This is a genomic window from Pseudoalteromonas sp. NZS71_1, assembly GCF_015864305.1.
Classification (GTDB): domain Bacteria; phylum Pseudomonadota; class Gammaproteobacteria; order Enterobacterales; family Alteromonadaceae; genus Pseudoalteromonas; species Pseudoalteromonas arctica.
In genome coordinates this window covers 308198-331293 of sequence record NZ_JADYXM010000001.1, presented here as the reverse complement: position 1 = coordinate 331293, position 23096 = coordinate 308198, and the positions used below count along the sequence as shown (strand labels likewise).

19 protein-coding genes are annotated in these 23096 nt (G+C 38.3%); 15 read left to right on the top strand and 4 right to left on the bottom strand.

Annotated elements, in window-relative coordinates; genetic code table 11:
• Positions 1 to 112: 112 nt before the first annotated feature.
• The 11 genes from I6F43_RS20020 to I6F43_RS01355 all read left to right on the top strand — a co-directional run bounded on the left by I6F43_RS20020 (position 113) and on the right by I6F43_RS01355 (position 15226).
• Entirely contained in the window at positions 113 to 2119 is a 2007-nt protein-coding gene (locus I6F43_RS20020) for an RHS repeat-associated core domain-containing protein (protein WP_231613988.1), read from the top strand.
• Between the two features lie 689 nt (positions 2120 to 2808).
• Positions 2809 to 3783, top strand: a complete 975-nt coding sequence (locus I6F43_RS01400; protein ID WP_197100596.1) for a transposase — start codon at positions 2809 to 2811, stop codon at positions 3781 to 3783.
• A 953-nt stretch (positions 3784 to 4736) separates the two neighbouring features.
• Positions 4737 to 5471 (top strand): hypothetical protein, encoded by a 735-nt coding sequence (locus I6F43_RS01395; RefSeq protein ID WP_197100594.1) that lies wholly within the window; start codon positions 4737 to 4739, stop codon positions 5469 to 5471.
• 161 nt (positions 5472 to 5632) lie between these two features.
• Positions 5633 to 6052 (top strand): hypothetical protein, encoded by a 420-nt coding sequence (locus tag I6F43_RS01390; RefSeq protein WP_169061463.1) that lies wholly within the window; start codon positions 5633 to 5635, stop codon positions 6050 to 6052.
• An 82-nt stretch (positions 6053 to 6134) separates the two neighbouring features.
• Complete coding sequence (locus I6F43_RS01385) at positions 6135 to 6563, top strand: DUF7832 domain-containing protein (RefSeq protein ID WP_169044783.1); 429 nt, start codon at positions 6135 to 6137, stop codon at positions 6561 to 6563.
• Between the two features lie 745 nt (positions 6564 to 7308).
• Positions 7309 to 8265 carry a phosphotransferase gene (locus I6F43_RS01380; protein ID WP_197100593.1) on the top strand — a complete coding sequence of 319 codons (957 nt, stop codon included), beginning with the start codon at positions 7309 to 7311 and terminating at the stop codon, positions 8263 to 8265.
• Positions 8266 to 8411: 146 nt separating this feature from the next.
• Positions 8412 to 9041: a uracil phosphoribosyltransferase gene (gene upp, locus I6F43_RS01375; RefSeq protein ID WP_007580883.1), complete on the top strand. Its 630-nt coding sequence runs from the start codon at positions 8412 to 8414 to the stop codon at positions 9039 to 9041.
• A 9-nt stretch (positions 9042 to 9050) separates the two neighbouring features.
• Positions 9051 to 10289, top strand: a complete 1239-nt coding sequence (locus I6F43_RS01370; RefSeq protein ID WP_024607205.1) for a uracil-xanthine permease family protein — start codon at positions 9051 to 9053, stop codon at positions 10287 to 10289.
• 144 nt (positions 10290 to 10433) lie between these two features.
• On the top strand, positions 10434 to 12179 hold the full coding sequence (locus I6F43_RS01365; RefSeq protein ID WP_197100591.1) for an HAD-IIB family hydrolase: 1746 nt from the start codon (positions 10434 to 10436) through the stop codon (positions 12177 to 12179).
• Positions 12172 to 13392, top strand: coding sequence for a glycosyl transferase (locus I6F43_RS01360; RefSeq protein ID WP_002958673.1), 1221 nt, complete (start codon positions 12172 to 12174; stop codon positions 13390 to 13392). Before I6F43_RS01365 ends, I6F43_RS01360 begins: the two co-directional genes overlap by 8 nt.
• Positions 13393 to 13447: 55 nt before the next feature.
• Positions 13448 to 15226 (top strand): sugar phosphorylase, encoded by a 1779-nt coding sequence (locus I6F43_RS01355; protein ID WP_197100589.1) that lies wholly within the window; start codon positions 13448 to 13450, stop codon positions 15224 to 15226.
• 104 nt (positions 15227 to 15330) lie between these two features.
• On the opposite strand, the gene I6F43_RS01350 is transcribed toward I6F43_RS01355, so the two are convergent.
• Positions 15331 to 18171 carry a TonB-dependent receptor domain-containing protein gene (locus tag I6F43_RS01350; RefSeq protein ID WP_197100587.1) on the bottom strand — a complete coding sequence of 947 codons (2841 nt, stop codon included), beginning with the start codon at positions 18169 to 18171 and terminating at the stop codon, positions 15331 to 15333.
• A gap of 614 nt (positions 18172 to 18785) precedes the next feature.
• Between I6F43_RS01350 and I6F43_RS01345 the strand changes: the two genes are divergently transcribed.
• Together I6F43_RS01345 and I6F43_RS01340 are read left to right on the top strand one after the other, a co-directional pair.
• Positions 18786 to 19175, top strand: coding sequence for a cytochrome b562 (locus I6F43_RS01345; protein ID WP_165722725.1), 390 nt, complete (start codon positions 18786 to 18788; stop codon positions 19173 to 19175).
• 83 nt (positions 19176 to 19258) lie between these two features.
• Complete coding sequence (locus tag I6F43_RS01340) at positions 19259 to 19645, top strand: OsmC family protein (RefSeq protein ID WP_024591728.1); 387 nt, start codon at positions 19259 to 19261, stop codon at positions 19643 to 19645.
• Between the two features lie 63 nt (positions 19646 to 19708).
• Here the strand turns inward: I6F43_RS01340 and ykgO are convergent, their stop codons facing one another.
• Both ykgO and I6F43_RS01330 read right to left on the bottom strand, forming a co-directional pair.
• On the bottom strand, positions 19709 to 19843 hold the full coding sequence (ykgO, locus tag I6F43_RS01335) for a type B 50S ribosomal protein L36 (protein ID WP_002958669.1): 135 nt from the start codon (positions 19841 to 19843) through the stop codon (positions 19709 to 19711).
• Positions 19840 to 20106, bottom strand: coding sequence for a type B 50S ribosomal protein L31 (locus tag I6F43_RS01330; protein ID WP_197100585.1), 267 nt, complete (start codon positions 20104 to 20106; stop codon positions 19840 to 19842). The genes ykgO and I6F43_RS01330 overlap by 4 nt, the downstream gene beginning before the upstream one ends.
• Positions 20107 to 20347: 241 nt before the next feature.
• Between I6F43_RS01330 and I6F43_RS01325 the strand changes: the two genes are divergently transcribed.
• Positions 20348 to 20617 (top strand): hypothetical protein, encoded by a 270-nt coding sequence (locus tag I6F43_RS01325; RefSeq protein ID WP_007580861.1) that lies wholly within the window; start codon positions 20348 to 20350, stop codon positions 20615 to 20617.
• Positions 20618 to 20945: 328 nt separating this feature from the next.
• On the top strand, positions 20946 to 21908 hold the full coding sequence (locus I6F43_RS01320; protein WP_024593037.1) for a sensor domain-containing diguanylate cyclase: 963 nt from the start codon (positions 20946 to 20948) through the stop codon (positions 21906 to 21908).
• A 74-nt stretch (positions 21909 to 21982) separates the two neighbouring features.
• On the opposite strand, the gene I6F43_RS01315 is transcribed toward I6F43_RS01320, so the two are convergent.
• On the bottom strand, positions 21983 to 23023 hold the full coding sequence (locus tag I6F43_RS01315) for a metal-dependent hydrolase (protein WP_197100577.1): 1041 nt from the start codon (positions 23021 to 23023) through the stop codon (positions 21983 to 21985).
• Between the last annotated feature and the right edge of the window lie 73 nt (positions 23024 to 23096).

Genomic DNA, 23096 nt, shown 5'->3' with positions numbered 1-23096 from the left:
TGCGTGCAATTTAGATTAAGAGCGCTAGTGACTTATTTGATGGATGAAATGTAAATAACCTGTCGATAAAAGATATGTTATTAACCTACAAATTAAATTTAATGGCAACATTTTGTTTGTTCAATTAGAGTGGCTGTCTAGTTTATCGTTTTTAACTACACGGCCGGATGTAGGCAATACCCTTTATAAGTATAACACACTAGGTGAACTCATCTGGAGCCAAGGTGGCGTTGCTAATACACAATGTACCAGTACAGCGCCGAGTGGGAGTACTTTTTATACATATGAAAACTTAGGCAGTCTTAAACAAGTTAACTACCCAGATGCTTCAGGCGATGTTAGCTACGAGCGCGATAACAACGGGAACGTTAAAACCTTAACAGCTGGTAATGTAATTCATCGTTATGAGTACAACAACCAAAATCGCCTCGAAGAAGAGCAGCTATTTGTGGGTAATGAACTACCTCTAATGCTTAATTATAAATACAATGCTTTGCAACAGCGTGAACAGTTAGGTTACCCAGATGGAACTATTGTAAACTTCAAACCCAATGGCTTTGGTGAGCCAACAGAAGCACAGGTGTATAAAAGTGGAAATGTTGATTTAAGTTTTGCGAAAAGTGCAAGCCACTATGCTAATGGTACACTGAGTTCGTTTACGTATGGTAATGGTGTTAAGCATCAAACAACACTATATGCAGATAGCCTACTACCAAAACAACTTAAAGACACAGGCCCCGCTGGCAGTAATATACCTAGTACTGTTATGGCTTTAACATATGATTACGACAATAATGCAAATGTAACGTCGATTATTGATAGCCAAAACAGCGCCTATAGTTTAACTAATTTACAGTATGACGACCTTGACCGCTTAACCAGTACCACTGGGGCGGCAGGTATTGGGTCGAGTGAAATGCACTACGATGGGCTCGGTAACATTACGTACTATAAAAATAAGAATAAAACACTTAATTACACCTACGACTACGCTAAAAATCGGTTATCTAAAGTAACCGGCGTAAGCGGACGATATGGCTCAATAGGTTACGATACCCGAGGTAACATTACTAATAATGGCGCATACTCACTGAGCTTTAACCGCGCTAATCAGCTTACTTCAGCCAAAGGCAACAGCTATTTATACGATGCGCATAACCGCCGTGTAAAACAAACTGATGATAATGGCACTAGCTATTCAATGTACAGTCAAGATGGTACATTGCTGTACAGAGAAAAAGGCAACACCATAACCGGCAGCGGCACTGACTATATCTACTTAGGTAAAAAACTCATTGCTAAATATGGTGATGTAACACCACAAACAGTGAGTGAAAGTCGTCAGCATGCTCGTCCATTTGGTGAATCGATAGAAGCCCCCAAAGATGATGTAGGGTACACAGGGCATAAATTCGACACCGACTTAGGGTTGAGTTATATGCAGGCACGATACTATGATCCAGTCATAGGTCGTTTCTACTCGAATGATCCTGTTGATGCTGCAACATTTTTGTCAGGAGGCAATGTTCATGGGTTTAACAGGTACACTTATGCCAACAATAACCCATACAGATATATAGATCCTGATGGTAGAAGTTGCACAAGCGCTGACGGAAATACTACCTGTAAACCAGAAGATTCTAGATTTGAGTCGTTTTCATTCGATACACCTGAGGGGTGGACCGACTTTGAAGCAAGTGATAAATCGTTCCACGCATACACACAAGAGGAAGATGCAGGTTCGGGTGGCGCAGATTTTGGGAGTGCATTGACCAACGGATTAATTGCCTCCCCTACACCTGCTGAAGGTGCAGCAACGACAAGTGGGGCAACCATTGATGTCGACATAGCGGGACCTTTTGGCAAAGATGAAGTTACTTCTACTGTGAGAACAGATTCTAGTGGACAGTCCTTTATAACTAATGTTACACAAGAAAATCATACATTACACTCTGGCTTTGTTATTAGGCAAGTCAAGCCTAATGGAAGTGGCGGTTTTAAAATTGTTACGTATGGTGAAGGCAATGCTTTGAAACAATTAGCACCGGGTGCAACTGGTTTTGCAAATTCAGCGTGGAGCGCTAATTCCAAGGCTATTATCGAAAAGGCGAGAAAGTGACAATACTTAACTTATTTTCTAAATTGAATTGGTTACAAAAAACGTTCTTGATTTGCTTATTTTGCTTTTCTAACTTCTTGGTTGTTGTTAGAACAATTTGGTTATATGAGCCGTCATATGTTTGGTTTACCTATCAAATTTGGCATTTTGTTTTGTTCATTTTTACGGTGTGGCTTATAGAAAGTCGCTTTAACTATATAAAGATAATTATCGCTTCAATGTCATTTTTGATAGCTTTTATTCCTTACGGTACTTGGTATTACTCAATCGTACATTTTGATAGCTCACAGCTTAGTAGCCTCACTTCTAATTTGCATATTTTGTTGAGGATTTTGTATGAGTTTGGAATTTATTTTGCTTTTCAAGTACTGATTTTTTGGGGAACTCATAACGTGCTCAAAAGGCCCGTAAATAGGGATCAAACCTAAAAAAATTGAATCCAAAGCCTCGCCCTCTGAAGTGACCCATTGGGTTCTTACTGATGGGGCAAGCAAGGCTCAATTTCGACGTTGACCGCATTGAATCCAACCACATCGCCTCGCACTCGCGGGGCTTTTTGTTATTTTCAAACCTATCAGCAAGGGGCTTTATTTTTGGCAACAAATAAACTAGACACCCATCCTAAATTTTGCATTTTTTAAAATTAAAGGCTAGCCTTTATTTAGTGCAAAAAACAAGCAGAGTGTCTTATGGCAATCGCAAGAAAGCGTCAAGTAAGTTTGGTTGATACAAAATACTACCACTGTATTTCACGTTGCGTGCGTCGTGCTTTTTTGTGTGGTGAAGACCGCTGTACAGGCAAGTCTTACGAGCATCGACGAGGCTGGGTTGAAGATAGGTTGCTCGTATTAGCAAAAATATTTTGTATTGATGTATGTGCTTATGCCGTAATGAGTAATCATACCCATTTAGTACTGTATGTTGATGATAAAAAAGCGAATAGGCTAAATGATAAAGCGATTATTATCCGTTGGCATAAACTCTGTAAAGGGACCGTACTTACGCAAAAATACATACAGGGTGAAAAGCTAAGTAAAGTTGAACTTATCTTTTTTAATCAAACAGTAAAGCAATACCGAGAGCGCCTATCAAGTATCAGTTGGTTTATGCGGCTATTAAATGAAGACATTGCTCGCAGAGCAAATAAAGAAGATAACTGCACAGGACGGTTCTGGGAGGGTAGATTCAAATCGCAAGCATTACTAGATGAAGCAGCCCTTGCGGCCTGTATGGCGTATGTCGATTTAAACCCCATTAGAGCTAAAATGGCTAACACTCCAGAGGATTCAGGCCATACCAGCATCAAACAGCGACTAACATATGCAAAAGAAGGGAAGCAACCAAGACAACTACTGCGCTTTGCAGGCATGCCACGTCAGATAATGCCAAAAGGACTCCCGTTTGAGCTTAAATCGTACCTTGAACTTGTTGAATTAACAGGACGTTGTATACGAGAAGATAAGCGAGGGTATATTGAGAGTACACACTTGCCTTTACTAGAAAGAGTGAATATATCTCCAGAAAACTGGTTAAAGCTTACAATCCAATTTACGCGCGTATTTCATGGCGCAGTGGGCAGGCCAGCCTCACAAGAAGGTTATTGTGAAAACTTAAAGCGAAAGCGGCGAGCGAATATCAGTAACTGCGAAAAGCTACTGGCATAAAGCTTCAACTATTCATTAATAAATCATAACTGCATCATGCAGGCATTTTCATGCGTGTAATTTAGATTAAGAGCGCTAGTGACTTATTTGATGTATGAAATGAAAGCAACCCGGCGATAAAAGATAAATTCCTAACCTAAAAATTAAATTTAATAGTAACGTTTTGTTTGTTCGATTAGAGTGGCTGTCAAGTTTAGTTTGTAACTGCGAAAAGCTACTGGCATAAAGCTTCAACTATTCATTAATAAATCATAACTGCATCATGCAGGCATTTTCATGCGTGTAATTTAGATTAAGAGCGCTAGTGACTTATTTGATGTATGAAATGAAAGCAACCCGGCGATAAAAGATAAATTCCTAACCTAAAAATTAAATTTAATAGTAACGTTTTGTTTGTTCGATTAGAGTGGCTGTCAAGTTTAGTTTGTAACTGCGAAAAGCTACTGGCATAAAGCTTCAACTATTCATTAATAAATCATAACTGCATCATGCAGGCATTTTCATGCGTGTAATTTAGATTAAGAGCGCTAGTGACTTATTTGATGTATGAAATGAAAGCAACCCGGCGATAAAAGATAAATTCCTAACCTAAAAATTAAATTTAATAGTAACGTTTTGTTTGTTCGATTAGAGTGGCTGTCAAGTTTAGTTTGTAACTGCGAAAAGCTACTGGCATAAAGCTTCAACTATTCATTAATAAATCATAACTGCATCATGCAGGCATTTTCATGCGTGTAATTTAGATTAAGAGCGCTAGTGACTTATTTGATGTATGAAATGAAAGCAACCCGGCGATAAAAGATAAATTCCTAACCTAAAAATTAAATTTAATAGTAACGTTTTGTTTGTTCGATTAGAGTGGCTGTCAAGTTTAGTTTGCTATTTTTAGCTTGTTATTTGGGCGTTATGTTCTTTATGTGATTTATACTGCAACATTCTAACAGGACGGAATTTTGGACAATATTTATTACTTAGTATTAGGGTTAGTAGCTTTTTTTTCGATTCTATTCTTATTGCCAACTGAAGCAAAAAATATAAAAAAGCGGTTTAAGCGAGAAGTAACAGCGTTAACAGGAAGCATTGATGCAAGAATAGTTAGAATTCAAGGTAAAGCGGTTTTAATAGAAGAATTAACTACTCCGATTTTTTTAAAGGAAGCTGCAGTAGTCGAAACCAAGTTTTACGAGATGTCAGAATATGCGAAACGTAATACTGGATTTAGTAGTAACAAGGGGGATTGGTCGTTAAAAAATTCGAAAAGCCAAAAAGTAAATTTCTTGTTGCAATGTGGAGGCGAATTCGCACTTATCGATGTCGAACATTGCAAATGGCTACTTACGAAAAATATCGAAACGGTAAACAACTATGGCGATATTGAAGAGCTCTTTTTTAATGGTAAATATAAATATATAGATCTTGCCCCTAGAGTTTTAAAGTTTATTTCGACGTTGGGCTTGAATGCTAAATATTACAAACACAGCCTAGATGAAATCATTAAGTTAGACGAATATGCAATTGAAAATGGTAACCATATTTCAGCCATTGGCAATTGCACATTACGCGATGTAAAGCATTACCCTGAGCTACTTAAATATTTACCAGAATACATAGACAAATTATATATAATCACTGGCACTGAAACAGAACCAGTATACTTAACCGATGACTTTGGTATTTTATTTGGCTAGAGTCCTGTTGTTTAAAGAACATAACAAACGCCTTAACTCCGACAATGTAATGTTGTCATGGTTTTGGCAAAAAACGCAAAAAACGCAAAAAACGCAAAAAACGCAAAAAGCCACGCCAACACATTGCGTGTTAGGCGGGCGTTATGTGCTCAAGGAATGTGATGTATCACCAATACTTTGAAGACTGGGAAGTGAAATCTGATTTCAAAAAGGAATTTGTATCTCTTTGGGCTGATTGGTTGGGCGAGAAAGATTCACACAAACTGGACGAAGTTACTGAGAATGAATGGCAAAGGTTTAATCAGCTCTTAGTTCTACTCAGTCAGGATTATATTCTTCAGGAAGCGGTTTGTGCTAAAGAGGAATTAGTAACTATTAACAATATTAGTACTGCACTTTCAAGCTACAAAGAGTCTATGAACAAGGACGCTTCGGAATTCTCAAAAATTGTAATTCCAGACCTCGATTGTGTAATTACAGAAGAGTGGGATTATACCTACATAGTTTGGTATAAAGATGCACAGGCAATAATCAAATTAGCACCTTACATAAAAGCGGCAAACCTATGTCATTTTGCGTAAGCACACATAACAAACAAATCATGGCCGACGCGCAAACAGCGCGCGCCGCATATTCGAAGCGTTATCCTTCAAGGAGGTTGTAATGAAATATGATGATGCCTCGTGGCACTATGGCGGCGATTTCCCAAAAGATTTGGCGAGTGAGAAAGGTGCAACACACATGGCGATGTTTGTATCATGGTGTTTATTAAATAATTTGGCAGGCTCAATTCATACTGAAGAGTTTCCAGAGGCTTTGGGTGCACTAAAAACCAGAGAGTTATCTCCGACAAATTGGTTTATTCAAAATTGCGACGAAAAATTCACTGACGAAGACCTTGATGTTATTGGAAACAAGTTTGCTGCTTATTACTATGAATCCGAAGACGGTCTTTTTTACGAAGATTATGAATCAGCCGCTGGCGAGGGTGCAAAAACTTTGTATCACATAGAGGACAGTTGGATTACCTTCGATAAATTAGCACCTGTTTTAAGTAAGCGCTTTGATGAATGGTCGGCAATTGAAGGGTAACAAAACGATGAAGACGGATATCTGGGAAAAGCGCCCAGCTACCGCTTATCGTAGGTGTTATACATCCTAGGAAAAGTGTTTTGCTAATTCGAGCAATTAACAGTCAAAAAAGACTAAAGCCTTACTTTTACTCGCAGTCTGCGAAAGTTGGCGGTGTTTGTTGCTTATTTGGGTTTGCAGTTGCATACCCTTTATTTTTCGTCATTGCTTCAAGCTTTGGTGTCGAGTCAGATATACCAATCCGCAGCTACGATGGTCATACAGTATTAGTAGTGTTCACATTATGCTTCTCAATCCTATGTTTATCGCTATACACGTTTTATGCTTTATTTTCCTTCATTTACTATGGCATTAAATGCAAAAAAGGATATATAGACAGACAAGAACTTATTAATATCGTATTCAAAGGTATCTACCCAAAGCGTTGGCAACGTGGGCTTTAGTTCGGATGTATAACAAACCACTCAAGGCTCTCGCTTCGCTCGCTGGGACGCTAACACATGGGCTGCGTCACTTCGTTCCATTTTAGACTGTTATTTGAGCGTTAAGTGGCTCGGAGGCCGAGAGTATTGTTTACATATCTTAGAAGTCTTTTCTCGAATGATTTACTGTAGTGGCATAGTGATTTTGGCCACTATTTACATACAAACTTGTATAAAACCAAGTGGGGCTTTTTTATGCCTTAGTTTTATTAAAAACGTCCACTAATGTTAAACTACAAAAAACTTAATTACTTAATATAGCTATGGCATTTTATATTCCTTTATTACAACCTCACTTTAAGCACATTGAAATTGGCGATACGCTTACATCACTTTGGAGTGGATGTGGCAGTATTGTGCAGTGCCAGCTTGATGATAAGCCATGCGTTATTAAAGCTATTAAAATACCCAGTTATATACACCATCCTAAAATTAAACAAAGCGAATTTGCGCTTGAAAGAAAGCAGTATTCGTATAGTGTTGAATACACATTTTATAAGCTTTATAGCCAACATTTACCAGTACATGCGCAAAGTATTGAATGTATAGGTGCAATTAATAAAGACGATGAATACGCGCTGGTGTTTAAAAACTTTACCAAACATGGGTTTACTCAAGCAGGGCCACAACATGTTAAAGCTATATTAAGGTGGCTTGCACACTTTCATGCGTTTAACTTAAGTAAACCCGCTGATGGGTTATGGCAGCAAGGCAACTACTGGCATTTAAGCACGCGCCCAGATGAGTTTAATAAACTAAAAAATAACCTTGATAAAAAGTCCGATATTAAAAATGCTGCACATAAAATAGATGAGCAACTACAAAGTTGTGCGTATAAAACGCTGATTCATGGCGATGCAAAACTTGCTAACTTTGCAGCGAATGAGCGCGATGAAATACTCGGTTATGATTTTCAGTATATAGGTGCAGGCTCTGGGATAATTGATGTAATGTATTTTATGACCAGTTGCTTAAGTGATGCACAATTACACGAGTGCGCTGATGAGTATCTTGCGTATTATTTTGATAATTTAAAGACTGCTATTACTACTTATCATCCTACAGCACCAGCAGGTAAAATAGCTGACAATTGGCTCGCTTTATGGCCTGCTGCATGGGCTGACTTTTATCGATTTTTAGCTGGCTGGAGCCCCAAGCACCAAAAAATAAATAGTTATATGCAACAGCAAGTAAACAGCTGGTTAGCGAGTAACATTTAATAAACAGGTTTTGCTAATCTCTTGCATAAATATCAAGCAAAACAATGCATTTTGGCACGATGTATGAAAATCTCTTTAAAACTACAGGTCAAATGACCTTTTTTAATATAAAATACTGCAAATTCTTGTATCAGTAGGTTTATATCATGGCAATTCACGTTATTTCTCACCCTCTTGTTCAACATAAACTAGGCCTAATGCGAGCGCATGGTATTAGTACTAAAAGCTTTCGTGAATTATGTTCTGAAGTTGGAACCTTATTAACTTACGAAGCAACTAAAAACCTACAGTTAGAAGATAACGAAATTACAGGCTGGGATGGCAATAAATTAAAAGTAGAGCATATTAAAGGTAAAAAAATTACCGTAGTGCCTATTTTGCGTGCTGGTCTTGGCATGATGGATGGTGTTATGCAGTTATTACCAGCCGCTAAAGTGAGTGTTGTTGGTCTTGAACGTAACGAAGAAACACTAGAGCCAGTACCATATTTTGAAAAGCTAGTAGGTAATATTGATGAGCGCTTAAGCTTAGTTATTGACCCTATGCTTGCAACGGGTGGCTCAATGATTGCCACAATCGATATGCTTAAAAAAGCAGGCTGTAAAGAAATCAAAGTAATTGTACTAGTTGCAGCACCAGAAGGTGTTGAAAGAACACTTACAGCACATCCAGATGTAGAAATATTTACAGCCTCAGTAGATAGCCACTTGAACGAAAAGGGCTATATTATCCCTGGTTTAGGCGATGCGGGCGACAAAATATTCGGTACTGTTTAGGAGTCTTAAGTGCAAAATAATGACACCTTTTCAATAAAAACTATTTTAACGGGCGCGCAAATGCTGTTTGTAGCATTTGGTGCATTGGTATTAGTGCCGCTTTTAACGGGCTTGGATCCTAATGTTGCGCTTTTTACCGCAGGCCTTGGTACTTTGCTGTTTCAGGTAGTGACTAAAGGCCAGGTGCCTATATTTTTAGCTTCATCGTTTGCCTTTATTGCTCCTATTATTGCCGCTGTGCAAATGTGGGGCGTACCGGCCACTATGGGCGGCTTAATGGTTGCAGGTTTTGCTTATATGCTTTTAAGCTTATTAGTAAAATTTAAAGGCGTTGCAACGCTTCATAAAATTTTACCGCCTGTTGTTGTAGGCCCAGTAATTATGGTTATTGGCCTTGCGCTTGCACCTGTTGCCGTAAATATGGCGATGGGTAAAAGTGGCGATGGCAGTATTCAAATTATTGATTACACTAGCGCTATTTATATTTCGTTGTTCTCGTTAGTGGTAACGCTTATTTTTGCAGTATGGGGAAAAGGCGTATTTAAGCTTATACCAATATTAGCAGGGGTTGTAGCGGGTTATTGTTTATCGCTTGGTATGGGCGTTGTGCAATTTGACGCAGTGACTAACGCACAGTGGTTTGCTGTACCAAACTTCACTTGGCCTGAGTTTAAATGGCAGGCTATTTTGTTTATGGTACCTGTAGCAATAGCACCTGCAATTGAACATATTGGCGATATGATGGCTATTAGCCAAGTAACCAATAAAGACTTTTTGAAAAAGCCAGGGCTTCACCGCACTTTATTTGGTGATGGCCTTGCGACTTCTGCAGCATCGTTATTTGGTGGTCCGCCTAACACTACATACTCAGAAGTTACGGGCGCTGTCATGCTTACCAAAAACTTCAATCCTAAAGTAATGATGTGGACAGCCGTTATTGCCATTATTTTAGCGTTTGTAGCTAAAATGGGATCTGGTTTGCAAACTATTCCTGTGCCAGTAATGGGCGGCATTATGATTCTACTTTTTGGCTCTATTGCTGTAGTGGGTTTAAATACATTAGTTAAGTCGGGCGATGATTTAACTGCGCCGCGTAACTTAAGTATTGTTGCACTTATTTTGGTGTGCGGTATTGGTGGTATGCATATTGGTGGCAGCCAATTTAGTTTAGAGGGCGTAAGCCTCTGCGCTATTTTAGGAATAGTACTTAACTTAGTGTTACCAAAAGCAGAACCTGAAAAAGTTTAATTTTGTACATTAGGTAAATAGATTGCACCATAATAGCGCATTTTGAATGCGCTATTTTTTTAACCTATTAATAAATATATAAAAATAATAATGGTCTAGTACCTGCATTTAACTCCCAGACGCATTGTATGCAAAGGAGTAACTATGTCAGAGGCCAATATTGTGGATATAACCCCGTTTTTAGCAAAACACCAACTGCCTTTAAAGTATCAATATTTGAGTGAGCAATATTTTGTTCCACTCGCGCATGACATCCTCGAATCTAAAAAAACAAATACTCCTATTTTTGTTGCCATAAATGGATGCCAAGGCTCAGGAAAAACAACACTCGCTGATTTTTTAGTTACCTGGTTTTCTAAAAACACCCCGTTTAATAGTGTTGCATTGTCGATTGATGACTTTTATTTAGCAAAACAAGCACGTACTGAGCTTGCCAAAGATGTACATCCTCTTTTTACTACTCGCGGAGTACCAGGTACTCACGACGTAGCGTTAATGAATAGCACAATAACTAACTTACTTGCAGGTGAGGTAAACATACCGCTTCCGCGTTTTAATAAACATGAAGACGACTGCGTGCCAGCAAGTGATTGGCTAACAAACAAAAAGCCCGTTGATATTATTATTTTAGAAGGGTGGTGCGTAGGTAGTGAGCCACAACCGCTGTTTTCATTGAGTGAGCCGCTTAACGAGTTAGAGCAACAATTTGATAAAGAAGGTGTTTGGCGCCGCTGTATAAACAGCTGTTTAGCAAACGAATATAAAGCCGTTTTTAACCTAATTGATTATACCGTTATGCTAAAAGCACCGAGTTTTAGTGATGTTTTTACATGGCGACAAGAGCAAGAACAAAAGCTAATAGCCAAAAAAGGTGAAGGCTCAGGCACCATGACTAACGAGCAATTGGTGTATTTTATTTCTCATTTTGAGCGTATTACGCGTGAGAACTTAAACACACTGAGCGCTAAAGCAAACGCTTTAATTGAGCTTGATAGCAACCGCGATATTAGCGGTATGCATCTAACAAGTGATGACACTCTCCAGCCAATTATTTTTACAGATTTGGATGGCACATTACTCGATCACGCTGATTATAATACAAATAATATCAGTGAGTTATTACAGCAGCTGCAAAATGCGCATATTCCGGTGGTGTTTAATACCAGTAAAACTTTTTGCGAAGTCATTGAGCTTAAAAATGATTTAAATATTCAACAGCCTTTTATTGTAGAGAACGGCGCAGCAGTATTTATTCCAGAAGACTATTTTGAATTAAAGCCTATTGGTTGTAAAAAAGTAGGCGCTTACTGGTGTTATGCGATGGCAAAGCCATTATCGAGTTTATTACAGGATTTAAATACCTTAAATGCCGATTACAAAGCGCATTACAAATTGTTTAGCGACTTATCGAGTGAGCAAATATCAGAGCTTACCGGGCTAGACGATGCGCAAGCAAGACGTGCACAAACACGCGATTATTCAGACCCTCTTTATTGGTATGGCAACGACGAATTACTCACCGCCTTTGTAAATGATGTAGAAGCACTCGGTTACGATATAAAAATTGGTGGGCGCTTCATTCATATTGCTAAAAATACCGATAAAAGCGCTGCACAGCAGTGGTTAGTTAAACAGTTTACCCATCATTTCAGAAAGCCTCTCACGGTCATTGCACTTGGTGATAGCGATAACGATAAGCAAATGTTAGAGCATGCAAATATCGCCATTATTATCGCCAATCCGGCGAGTAAAAAGCCGGTTAAATTGTCGCACAATAAAGCACGATACTCTCAATCGCCAGCACCGCTGGGCTGGATTGAAGAAATAACATCGTTGCCGTGCATTAGCAGTATTTTAAGTATTTCTGAGGAGCAAACATCTCATGGCTGATTTTTATCAAAATGGCATTATTACAACATTACATAATATTGCCGACAGACCAATAGAAGATCTAGAAAAAGAGCTACTTACTTTTAGCAAGCAGCGCCCAATGGGATTAATACTTCCTTCGTTATTTAGTGAACTCGAAGGCCCTGCACTGCAAAATATAGTTAGTGAGTTGCGCGAAGTACCGTATTTATCGCAAATTACCATAGGTTTAGATAGAGCCGACGAAGCACAGTACCGCCATGCACTTGGTTTTTTTAAAGAGCTAAACCAAAACCATAAAGTATTATGGAACGACGGCCCACGCTTACAAGCACTTGATAAAGAATTACAAGAGCTAGGCGTTGCACCGCGTGAGTTGGGTAAAGGCCGTAACGTGTGGTACTGCATGGGCTATAAATTAGCAACAGCGGAAGTGGAATCTATCGCGCTGCATGATTGCGATATTTTAACCTACGACAGAAGCTTACTTGCTCGCTTAATTTACCCCGTTGCGCATCCGCGTTTTAACTATGAATTTTGTAAAGGATTTTACCCGCGTACTGCTAATGGCAAAATTAATGGCCGTGTATCGCGCTTATTAGTAACGCCACTGCTTCGCTCGTTTAAAACAATTTTAGGCAATACCGACTACCTTGAATATATGGACTCATTTAGATACCCACTTGCAGGTGAGTTTTCGTTTAGACGCGATGTTTTAAACGATATTCGCATACCAAGTGATTGGGGCCTTGAAATAGGCGTACTGAGTGAAATGTATCGTAACTATTCACATAACCGCTTGTGCCAAGTAGATATTGCAGATAATTACGATCATAAGCACCAAGAACTTTCACTTGATGACCAAAGCGCAGGTTTGTCTAAAATGTCGATTGATATTACTAAGGCATTGTTTAGAAAGCTGGCAACACAAGGTGTTACTTTTACCAGCGAAACAATTCGTTCATTAAAAGCGACTTACTACCGTATCGGGCTAGATTTTATTGAAACCTATCACAACGATGCGCTTATGAACGGGTTAACGCTTGATGTACACCAAGAAGAAAAAGCAGTAGAAATGTTTGCACAAAATATTATGGAAGCAGGGCAACACTTTTTAGAAAACCCAATGGAAGCGCCATTTGTGCCAAGTTGGAACCGTGTTGTATCAGCAATGCCAGACGTACTTGAGCGCTTAAAAGAAGCCGTAGAGCTAGATAACGAAGAATATAGTTAACCTGCGCGCAGGTTAACTAGCCTATAAGTCTAAACAATAAATATTAGGGGCGCATGTGAGCACAGTTAGCGAATTATTTTTACAACGAGTAGAGCAACATCTTCATATTATTTATGAGGGTGTTGAGCTGCCTTTATCGGTTACTGAGCTTGCTCAGCAACTCATTAAAATTATATTAGGTAGCAATGCACTGCGCGACCCGACACCCCATACAAACCGATGGGATGAACAAGATATAGTATTGATTGCTTATGGCGATTCTATTATTAAACACGATGATAGTGAATTTGCCGTATCGAGCCCAATGGAGGCACCGCTTAAAACACTACACCGGTTTATAAAAGAGCAATGTGATATGCAGTTAAATACGCTGCATATATTGCCATTTTACCCGTATAGCTCAGATGAAGGCTTTGCCGTAATGAACTACGTGCAAGTGAATGAGTCGTTAGGTGATTGGGGAGATATTCAAAACATCGCTAAAGACGTAAAGTTAATGGCAGATTTAGTTATTAACCATTGCTCAAGCAGAAGCGTATGGTTTGAGAACTTTTTAAACGATTTACACCCTGGTAAAGACTACTTTAAAACGGCCAGCTTAACGGATGATTTAAGCCAAGTTGTACGCCCGCGAACCTCATCGTTATTAAATACTGTAACAACGCCAAGCGGTGAAAAGCACGTATGGTGTACGTTTAGTCACGATCAGGTTGATTTTGACTTTGGCAATCCTGATGTACTTAAAGAGTTTGTGGGAATAATTAGGCATTATTTAGACAATGGCGTACGTTTATTTAGACTCGATGCGGTTGCATTTTTGTGGAAACAGCTTAATACAAGTTGTATTAACTTGCCGCAAACACATGAAGCCGTAAGGCTAATGCGAACACTTATTGAGCACGCAGAGCCCAGCGTAGTTATAATTACCGAAACCAATATTCCAAACCAAGAAAACCTGTCTTATTTTGGTAATGCCAACGAAGCGCACAGTATTTATAACTTTGCCTTACCGCCATTGTTGCTACACACATTACTTAGCGGAGATAGTACAGCAATTAAACATTGGATGATGAGTATGCCGCCTGCGCAAAATGGTACTGCATACTTTAACTTTATAGCCTCGCACGATGGAGTAGGGCTCAGACCAATTGAAGGTTTACTACAACCTAGCGAAGTGGCGTCACTAGTAAGTACAACCATGCAGTTTGGTGGTCGTGTATCTATGCGTACAAGTAACGATGGCACACATACACCGTACGAGCTAAATATTGCTTTATTTGATGCACTTCAAGGGACGCACAATGGCCCCGATAAGTTTGGCCTTGAGCGATTTATGTGTGCTCACGCAATTATGTTTGCGCTTGAAGGTATCCCAGGGCTTTATATTCATAGTTTGTTGGGTACAACTAACGATTACGACCGATTTGAAAATTCACAGCATAACCGCGCTATAAATCGTCATCGTTGGCAAGAGTCAAAGCTACTGGCTGCAATTGGTGAAAAGTATAGTCATCATCATAAAGTGTTTAACGGCATAAAAAGTTTATTGGCAGTACGCAAAAAGCAGAGTGCCTTTCACCCCAATGCTACACAGTTTACGCTGCATTTAGCAGGTGGTTTATTTGGCTTTTGGAGGCAAAGTATAGACAGACGCCAAAGTATATTTTGTGTTTATAACATTAGCGATAAACCACAAACACTCACATTGGCCGACTTAAACTTAATTAACACCCAAAAGTGGTTTGATTTGGTGGCAGATAAAACGATTGAAGAAAGCCAATTAACAATAGAGCTAGAACCATACCAAAGCGTGTGGCTGAGTAATATTAAATAAGGCGCAATAATACCAATCCTCAAAATTGATCACTTAATTAAGAGGATTGATATAAAAAGGCTCGCAGTGCGAGCCTTTAATTTAATCAATAACGTTGTTACTAATTATAAGCTGTAGCTTAAGTTAATGTAGCCAAAGCGGCCAATGTTATCGTAACTTGCGCTACCCGCGCTTGTACCACGTGAACCGTACGGAAGTTTACGGTTAAATACGTTATCAACACCTACTTTAACGCCTAAACCGCTATCGAAGTTATAACCAACAGTCATATCGGTAATAAAGTATTTACCGTAAGACATTTGATTACTTGGATTTGGGTTGTTTTCAAGTTCAACATTTGTGTATAAATCGACTTTACTTAAAAAGCGTGTTTCAACTGTTGAGAAAAAGTTGTCCATAACATAACTTACAGATAAGTTAGTTTGCCACTTAGCTTCACCTGTAGTACCTGCGTATTCAATGTAGTTACTAGGATCGTCTTGGAACGGGTAATCTTTACGTTCAATTAAGTAAGTACCAATTAAGCGTGTTTTAAAGCTACCTTCAAACGCGTCAAAATCGTAACCTAGTTCAAAATCTATCCCTGATGCTTTTTGGCCAGCAACATTTAATACAGAGTTTTGAATTAAAGTAATTTCACCATTAGCATTACGTGTAATTAAGTCACAGTACTGATTGTTTATACCTGTTGCGCTATCTACACAGCGATCAAGAATGTCTTGAGCGTTAATTGTGTCAATTGCATCTTCAAGTTCAATTTCCCAGTAATCAATAGTAAGTAGCGCGTTTTCTAAAAACTCTGGTTGGTAAACAATGCCTACAGTTGTACTTGTTGACTCTTCGCCTTTTACATCGCGGTTACCACTGCTTAAACCATCTAATGACGCTGAATCGTAATCTGAGTTAAAGTCACTCGCTACGCCTAATGCGGCACAGTTTGCAGTACGTGTTGCACCGTTTGATAAGTCACCTAAGTTTTCAGCGCGACACGGGTCGTCTACATTGTAGAAAGTTTGGCTTGCTGCACCAAATACTTCACTAATGTTTGGGGCACGAAGTGCTGCAGATTGAGTTACACGTACACGTAGCTCATCATTTACAGTCCAATCAAGGCCAAGTTTCCAGCTAGTTGCTTCGCCAATCGTACTGTAGTCAGCATGACGTACTGCAGTATCAAACACTAAATCTTGAATAAGCGGTAAATCAGTTAAAATTGGCATCGTCGCTTCAAAGAATACTTCGCGAACATTAAACGAGCCCTTATCTTCGCCCAGTGCGTTAAAGAAAGTACCTTCAGCGTTATCTGGCTCTTTTGTTTCGCTTTCTTCTTTACGGTACTCAGCACCAAATGCAACACCTACATAGCCCGCTGGTAATTCAAAAATAGCGCCATTAGCAAGTGAGCCAGAAATAACTGTTTGCTTAATAGTTGATGTGCCAACAGATACTGTATTAATGTAATCAATGGCTTGTTGAGATGGCGAACCAAACCCCATAATATTTACAGGAACACAGCCATCAGCTTGGGCTGCAGCACTACGACATACTACGTTACCATTTGTATCTTCAACTGCATCAAGTGCATTAAAGTAGTTGGCTACAATCATGTTAGCGCCGTTTTCACGCTCTAGATCAGTTTGGCCATAAACAACTGATGTATCTAATTCCCAATCTTCAAATACAGTACCTTTTAAGCCGGTAACAAAGCGCGTTGTTTCACGCGTATTGTTTTCAATGCGGCGGCCTAGGTCGGTCATCATGCGGTTAACCATGATCGAATCAACACCTTGTTCTTCCATACGCGCTTTGATGGCTGGGTCTAGGTAAGGGTTGTCGATTTTGATGCTGTTTTCATCGTCAAAGAAGAAAAACGCAGGTTGACCTATGCTTTCACCTTGGCTGTTTACGTATTTTGCATCAAAGTAAATGTTTAAGTCGTCGGTAACATCGTAGTTAACTTTAAAGTTTACGTTGTAGCGCTCAAACTCAGGTTGAATCTCTTCAAATTGACCAAGATTAAACGAATCACAGTTTGCACACGACAAGCCATCTACATTATCACCTATGTATAAGTCGCGAGCGCTGCTGTCGGCGTTAAAGCTATTAGTATATCCATCTTCAAGTGCATAAACACCGGCGTTATTAATAGCGTAATAACCAGCATTAGGTGTTAAGATTTTATCAGGGAAAGCTGCGCTATCTTTGTTTGCATCTGTTTGGGCTTGATTACGTAAACTACTAAACGAAGTGCTAGTCCAAGGGTGATCAAGCGCGTTTAATGAATCCTGGCCTGAGTACTCAATAGCAAAAGCTGCATTACCACGATCGTTATCAAAGTTAGAGCCGTATGAGAACGTCACTTTTTCGTTGTTGTAGCTGCTTAAATCGGCAAAACCACGTGTAACGCTAAAGTCCATACCTTCAATGTTGTCTTTTAATATAAAGTTAACAACACCTGTTACCGCATCAGCACCGTATACAGCAGATGCACCACCAGTAATTATCTCTACACGTTCAACCCATACACTTGGAATAGTGTTGGTATCTACAGATTGAGAACCTGCAGAGCTTGATACATGACGCTTGCCATTTACAAGTACCAAAGTACGATCTGTACCCATGTTACGTAAATCAAGAATATTTAAACCCGCAGTACCAATAAAACGGCCTGAGTTAGCCATAGAATATGTATTGCCAAGTGCTGGTAAATTATTTAGCGCTTCACCAATGTTTACTGCGCCAGTGTTCATTAGCTGCTCGCCACTGATAACTGTAACAGGTGCAGGCGCAATAGCACCTTCACGTAAAATACGTGAACCCGTTACTTCAACACGTTCAATTTTTGTTGCTTGCTCATCTTGTGCAAGCACAGAATTACTTGCTGTTGCAGCAGCAGTAATTAATGCACATTTAATGCTAGTAGAAAGTAAATTATGACGTTTCATTTGATTCCCAGAGAACATTTTATAGTAATTAAATACAATGTAGTTTTATCCAAATGCAGTTTGTATTTGGATAAAGCCCTATAACTTTTTTTATGAGGGCGGCGATTATTGCATGCTGATTATTTTATTAAAAGCAGCTAACTCACTGTAAAATAAGCAACTTGAAATAACCTGAAGAACTTTTATTGTGTTTTTTGGTATTAATTACAAAGGCCCTTTAAATGATTTACTGAGGTGTTTTTACATTTAGTTTTTCTTATATATTTTAGTTATTAACATTGGTTTTTATTTGTTAAATTTTCAGTTGTTTTTTAAGTCAATTTTTTGCGGTTTATAATTATTCACATATAAATTTTTATTTATATGAAGTTGCCAGCGAGTGTTATATGTACTTATTTGTAAAGGTTATGTGTGTTATTACTCTTTTAAAGTGATTTTTATTAGGTGTTTTTTATTCAAAAAAATCGTTATTTGAATATTTTTCACTATTGCGGCTTTAAAATGATTAATTTGTAAACCCCCTTTACAGCTCAAAGTGCTCATAACAGCTCGTAAAGTTACTTTGCTACGTAAACTTGATACAATTTAGGTGTTTTTAATTAATAGGTTTGACCATGAAGTATTTAGTTATTATTTTTACCTTTGCGTTTAGTTCAATGTCTTTTGCGCAGCAAGAAGTCGATCTTGAAGTAAATATGAAAAACACTGGCCTTGCATATAAACAAGCGGTGCAGGCAACTCAACTTAGTGAATTTAATACTGCGATTGATGAATTTATAAAGCTGGTTAAAGTGAGTAAAACAGGTAAGTTTTACAAAAAACCTGAGCAGTCATTGCAGGGCCTTGATAAAGTGATTGCGCAAGCTGAACTTGCAAAAAAAGCAGCAAACGAGCAGGGGCTAAGTGCGGCAAAAGAACCACTGAAAAATATAGATGATTTACGTAAAAAATATCATGAGTTACACGAGCCTCCAGGGTTCTTTGAATTACTGTTCGGTTCATAAACCTAGACTATATGTATCTTTAGTAGCTACTTTTAAGCTAATTGCGTTAAAGATATCTGCAGCAATAAATATAAGGAAACACAATGGAAATTTCAGTTTCAATGTTAGAAGGCCAAAAGCAAAGCGCTAAATTTGGCGACCTAGAAGTAATAAGCGATCAAAGCGTAAACGCTGGTGGCAATGCAGAGTATCCAGAACCGTTTGATTATTTTTTAGTAAGTATGGTTTTATGTGCAGGTTTTTATGCGCGTAAGTTTTGCGAGCAGCGTGATATTTCAACGCAAGGTATGACGCTTACTCAAAATAACGAAAATGTAGATGACAACGGTAAAAAGCTATTTTCAATTGAGATTAACTTACCAGAAGGCTTCCCTGATAAATATAAAAAGGCGCTTATTGCAGCCGTTAATACCTGTACGGTAAAAAAAGTAATTCAGGCAGTGCCAGAGTTTTCAGTCGTGGTAAAATAGTCCCCCCTAAATTAGGTAGCTTAAGCAAGCTACCTAATTATATGTTGAGCATCCCCGTTTAACTTATTTCTTTTTCATTCCTTGTACTGCTTTAAAGCGTGGGTTGTTTTTACAAATTACAAATACGCGGCCTTTGCGTTTTACAATTTGACACCCCGGACGTTGCTTAGCACTTTTAAGAGAGCTTAATACTTTCATACCTTTTCCTTTTTAACAGTCGATAAACTTTTAAAACGACGATTAAACTGCGCAACGCGGCCATCTGTAGCGGTTGTTTTTTGCTTGCCTGTATAAAATGGGTGCGAGTCACTTGATACATCAATAGGTACGTATGGATATGTATTACCCTCTATTTCTACTGTGCGGCTCGTTTTTATGGTTGAGCCAATAATAAAGTAAGAATCGGCAGCGGTATCGTGAAAAGCAACCACGTGGTAATCAGGATGAATATTTGGTTTCATAATACGCCTCAATAAATGATATGTGATAGTATATCATTTTAATTTAACGTATTTATTCTCCCATTGCAAATTATTTAAATGTTCCTCAAAAAGGCCGTAATTGCTGGCTATTTGCGCAAACAAATCAAAAAATAAGCACTTGAATCAAAAATGCTGGCTATTGGCGTTTAGGCTGTTATAACTATATTTAAGAGTTAAAACGTTAACAAATACGGTTATAAAGTTATTACAGAGGTTATGTATGAGTGACGCAACACAACAACAAGAACAAATTGATCAAGGGGTGATGGAAACCCTAAGAGAGCGCGACCACAGTACCTTGGCGCAACAAGTAAATCCTTTAACCTGCAACCACAATGATATTGTAGAGTTACTAGCAAGGTATATGGCACTAAGCGAGCAAGAAGATGATGAGCTGTTTGATGATTGGTTTGATAACCTAACTAAAGAGCAACATACTGTTTTAAAAGTATTTGAAGTTTACCGTGGACAATATGAGCACCAAAATTAAAGTGTTTATTTTTGTAAGTATGCCAAATCCAGTGGTTATTTAAATAAAACTAAATAGCCACTACTACTTTTTCATTAAAGAGTAGCTATGTTGTATCAACCACTACTCCCACCTGTTTAAATCATAATTTTTTGCGGATTGAATCTTATCTTTATTTAGGCACGACTTACTGATATTTATAAATATTTATTTATTGCTATTTTTAGGTAATGTTCTAGTTTGAATAGGCAGACTGTTTATAGTTTAAATAAGTTTATCGGATTATATACTCGAAAATATTCGCTCCAGTTTCGTAATTTATAAAACATTTAAAATTAATAGAGCTTTAATGATTAAACCTGAGATTCCAAATAACGAAGCTGAGCGATTACACGCGCTTAGAGCATTAAAAATTCTAGATACGTCTCATGAAGAGCGATTTGATCGTGTTACTCGTATTGCCAAGCGTATGTTTAATGTTTCTATTTCATTGGTTACTTTGATTGACGAAGACCGCCAGTGGTTTAAATCAAGACAGGGGCTCGATGCGCCTGAGCTTCCTCGCGAAACCTCATTTTGTGGCCACACCATAAATCAAGACGAGTTATTAATAATCCCAGATACAGCTCAAGACGAAAGGTTTTTTGATAACCCCTTTGTTACAGGCGATCCTAAAGTACGCTTTTATGCAGGCTTTCCTTTAAAATTAAGGGAAGGAGTCATTATAGGCACTTTGTGCCTTGCCGATAATAAACCTAGACAACTCAATGATGAAGAAAAACAATTACTAAGAGATTTAGGCACGTTAGTCGAGCGAGAAATTCAATCAATTCAACTAGCCACAATTGATGAGTTAACAAGAATCTCTAATCGACGTGGCTTTTTAAACCTTGCCGAACATACGCTAAATGTATGTAGGCGAAACAAAGTATCAATGTCGTTTATTTTGTTTGATCTCAATAAGTTTAAACAAATTAATGATATTTATGGACACCACGAAGGCGATTTTGTATTAAATAAATTTGCACAAATTATGCTTAGTTCATTTCGTGATTGTGAAGTCATAGGTCGACTTGGCGGAGATGAATTTGTTGCGATGTTAAGCGACTCAGACGAGACAAAAGCAGAGTTTGTTTTACAAAGGTTTGCGGATGCAATAGCGCATGCTAATAATACCTTAAACAAGCCATACAAAATTGATTACAGTGTAGGGGTAACACACTTTAAACACGATACAGGTAAATCGGTTGAGGATATGATTCAAGATGCTGATGTTGCAATGTATCAGCAAAAAAAGCAGCAATCACTTTAGTGAGCTATTTAGTTTAATTGCTGCTTGAACTTCACTTATCTTACTCAAGTTAGTACAAATCTTATAATATGCCGTTATTCGCTATTGCAGTCATTTTTTGCAGCGGGTGATGCTAAAGACACATTTGGTTGCCAAATCCTGTTCCATATTTTATGAAGATTGTTTAAGTTTGGTCTTTGACTTATTTTTTCAAAGTTACCAATGCTCACTTCTGAATCATTTTTTTGACCCACTACAAAATTAAACACATAGTTGCACTCCATGCCCATACGTAAATCAGAAAGTACAATATTGCTTTGCTGTTGGCGCACCGAATAAAACCCTTTAGTAAACCACTGCAAGCGTTTTATAGCCCATTCATCGCTAATATTATTTAACAGTGAAGGCGTTGTTTGATAAGCCGTTAATGTAACATCGTTGGGCGCGTCAAATACTGATGCATAACCTTCGTAGTATTGTCCGTCAGACATCACAACAATACGCCACAGCAAAGTGGTTAGCGGAGCAGGCGTACTAACATACGCATTTACTGGTATTTGCCTGTTGTTGAGAGCCGTTTTTACTTTGTCATCAATATTTACTTTTAAAATTAAAGCGCAAAATAAATATAGACTACTTAAAACTAAGGCCACTGCATTTATACGATAAGCCGTTGCTGCTTTTATTTTGGGTATTAGCGTACATATTACGCCAATTGATAAAGGAAGCGTGTAAGCGGGGTCAATAATAAACACACTAGAAACCGCAAAGGGGTACTCAGTAAAAGGCCAGAGTAGTTGTGTACCGTATACCGTTAGGCTGTCTAATAGGGCATGTGTAGATAAACTTAAAAATACTAGCCAAAACCAGCGCACTTTATAAATTTGCATTCCCGCGTGTACTTTTAATATTAGCCATACAATGAGCGGGCTAATTAATAAATGTATTAATAACGAATGGCTAAAGCCACGGTGATAAGTAAATGCTTCTACAGATCCGCCATATGGCAAAAATACATCTAAATCAGGGAGCGTGCCTAAAATTGCTCCCCATAAAACGGCTTTTCGACCTATTTTATTGCCTAACACCGCATAACCTACAGCACTGCCTAATGCTACCTGCGTTAAAGAATCCATTTTAATTAATACCTTTAATTACTACTTTTGTTATTTATACTTTTTGATTATTAAAAAGCGTCAAAAAATCATT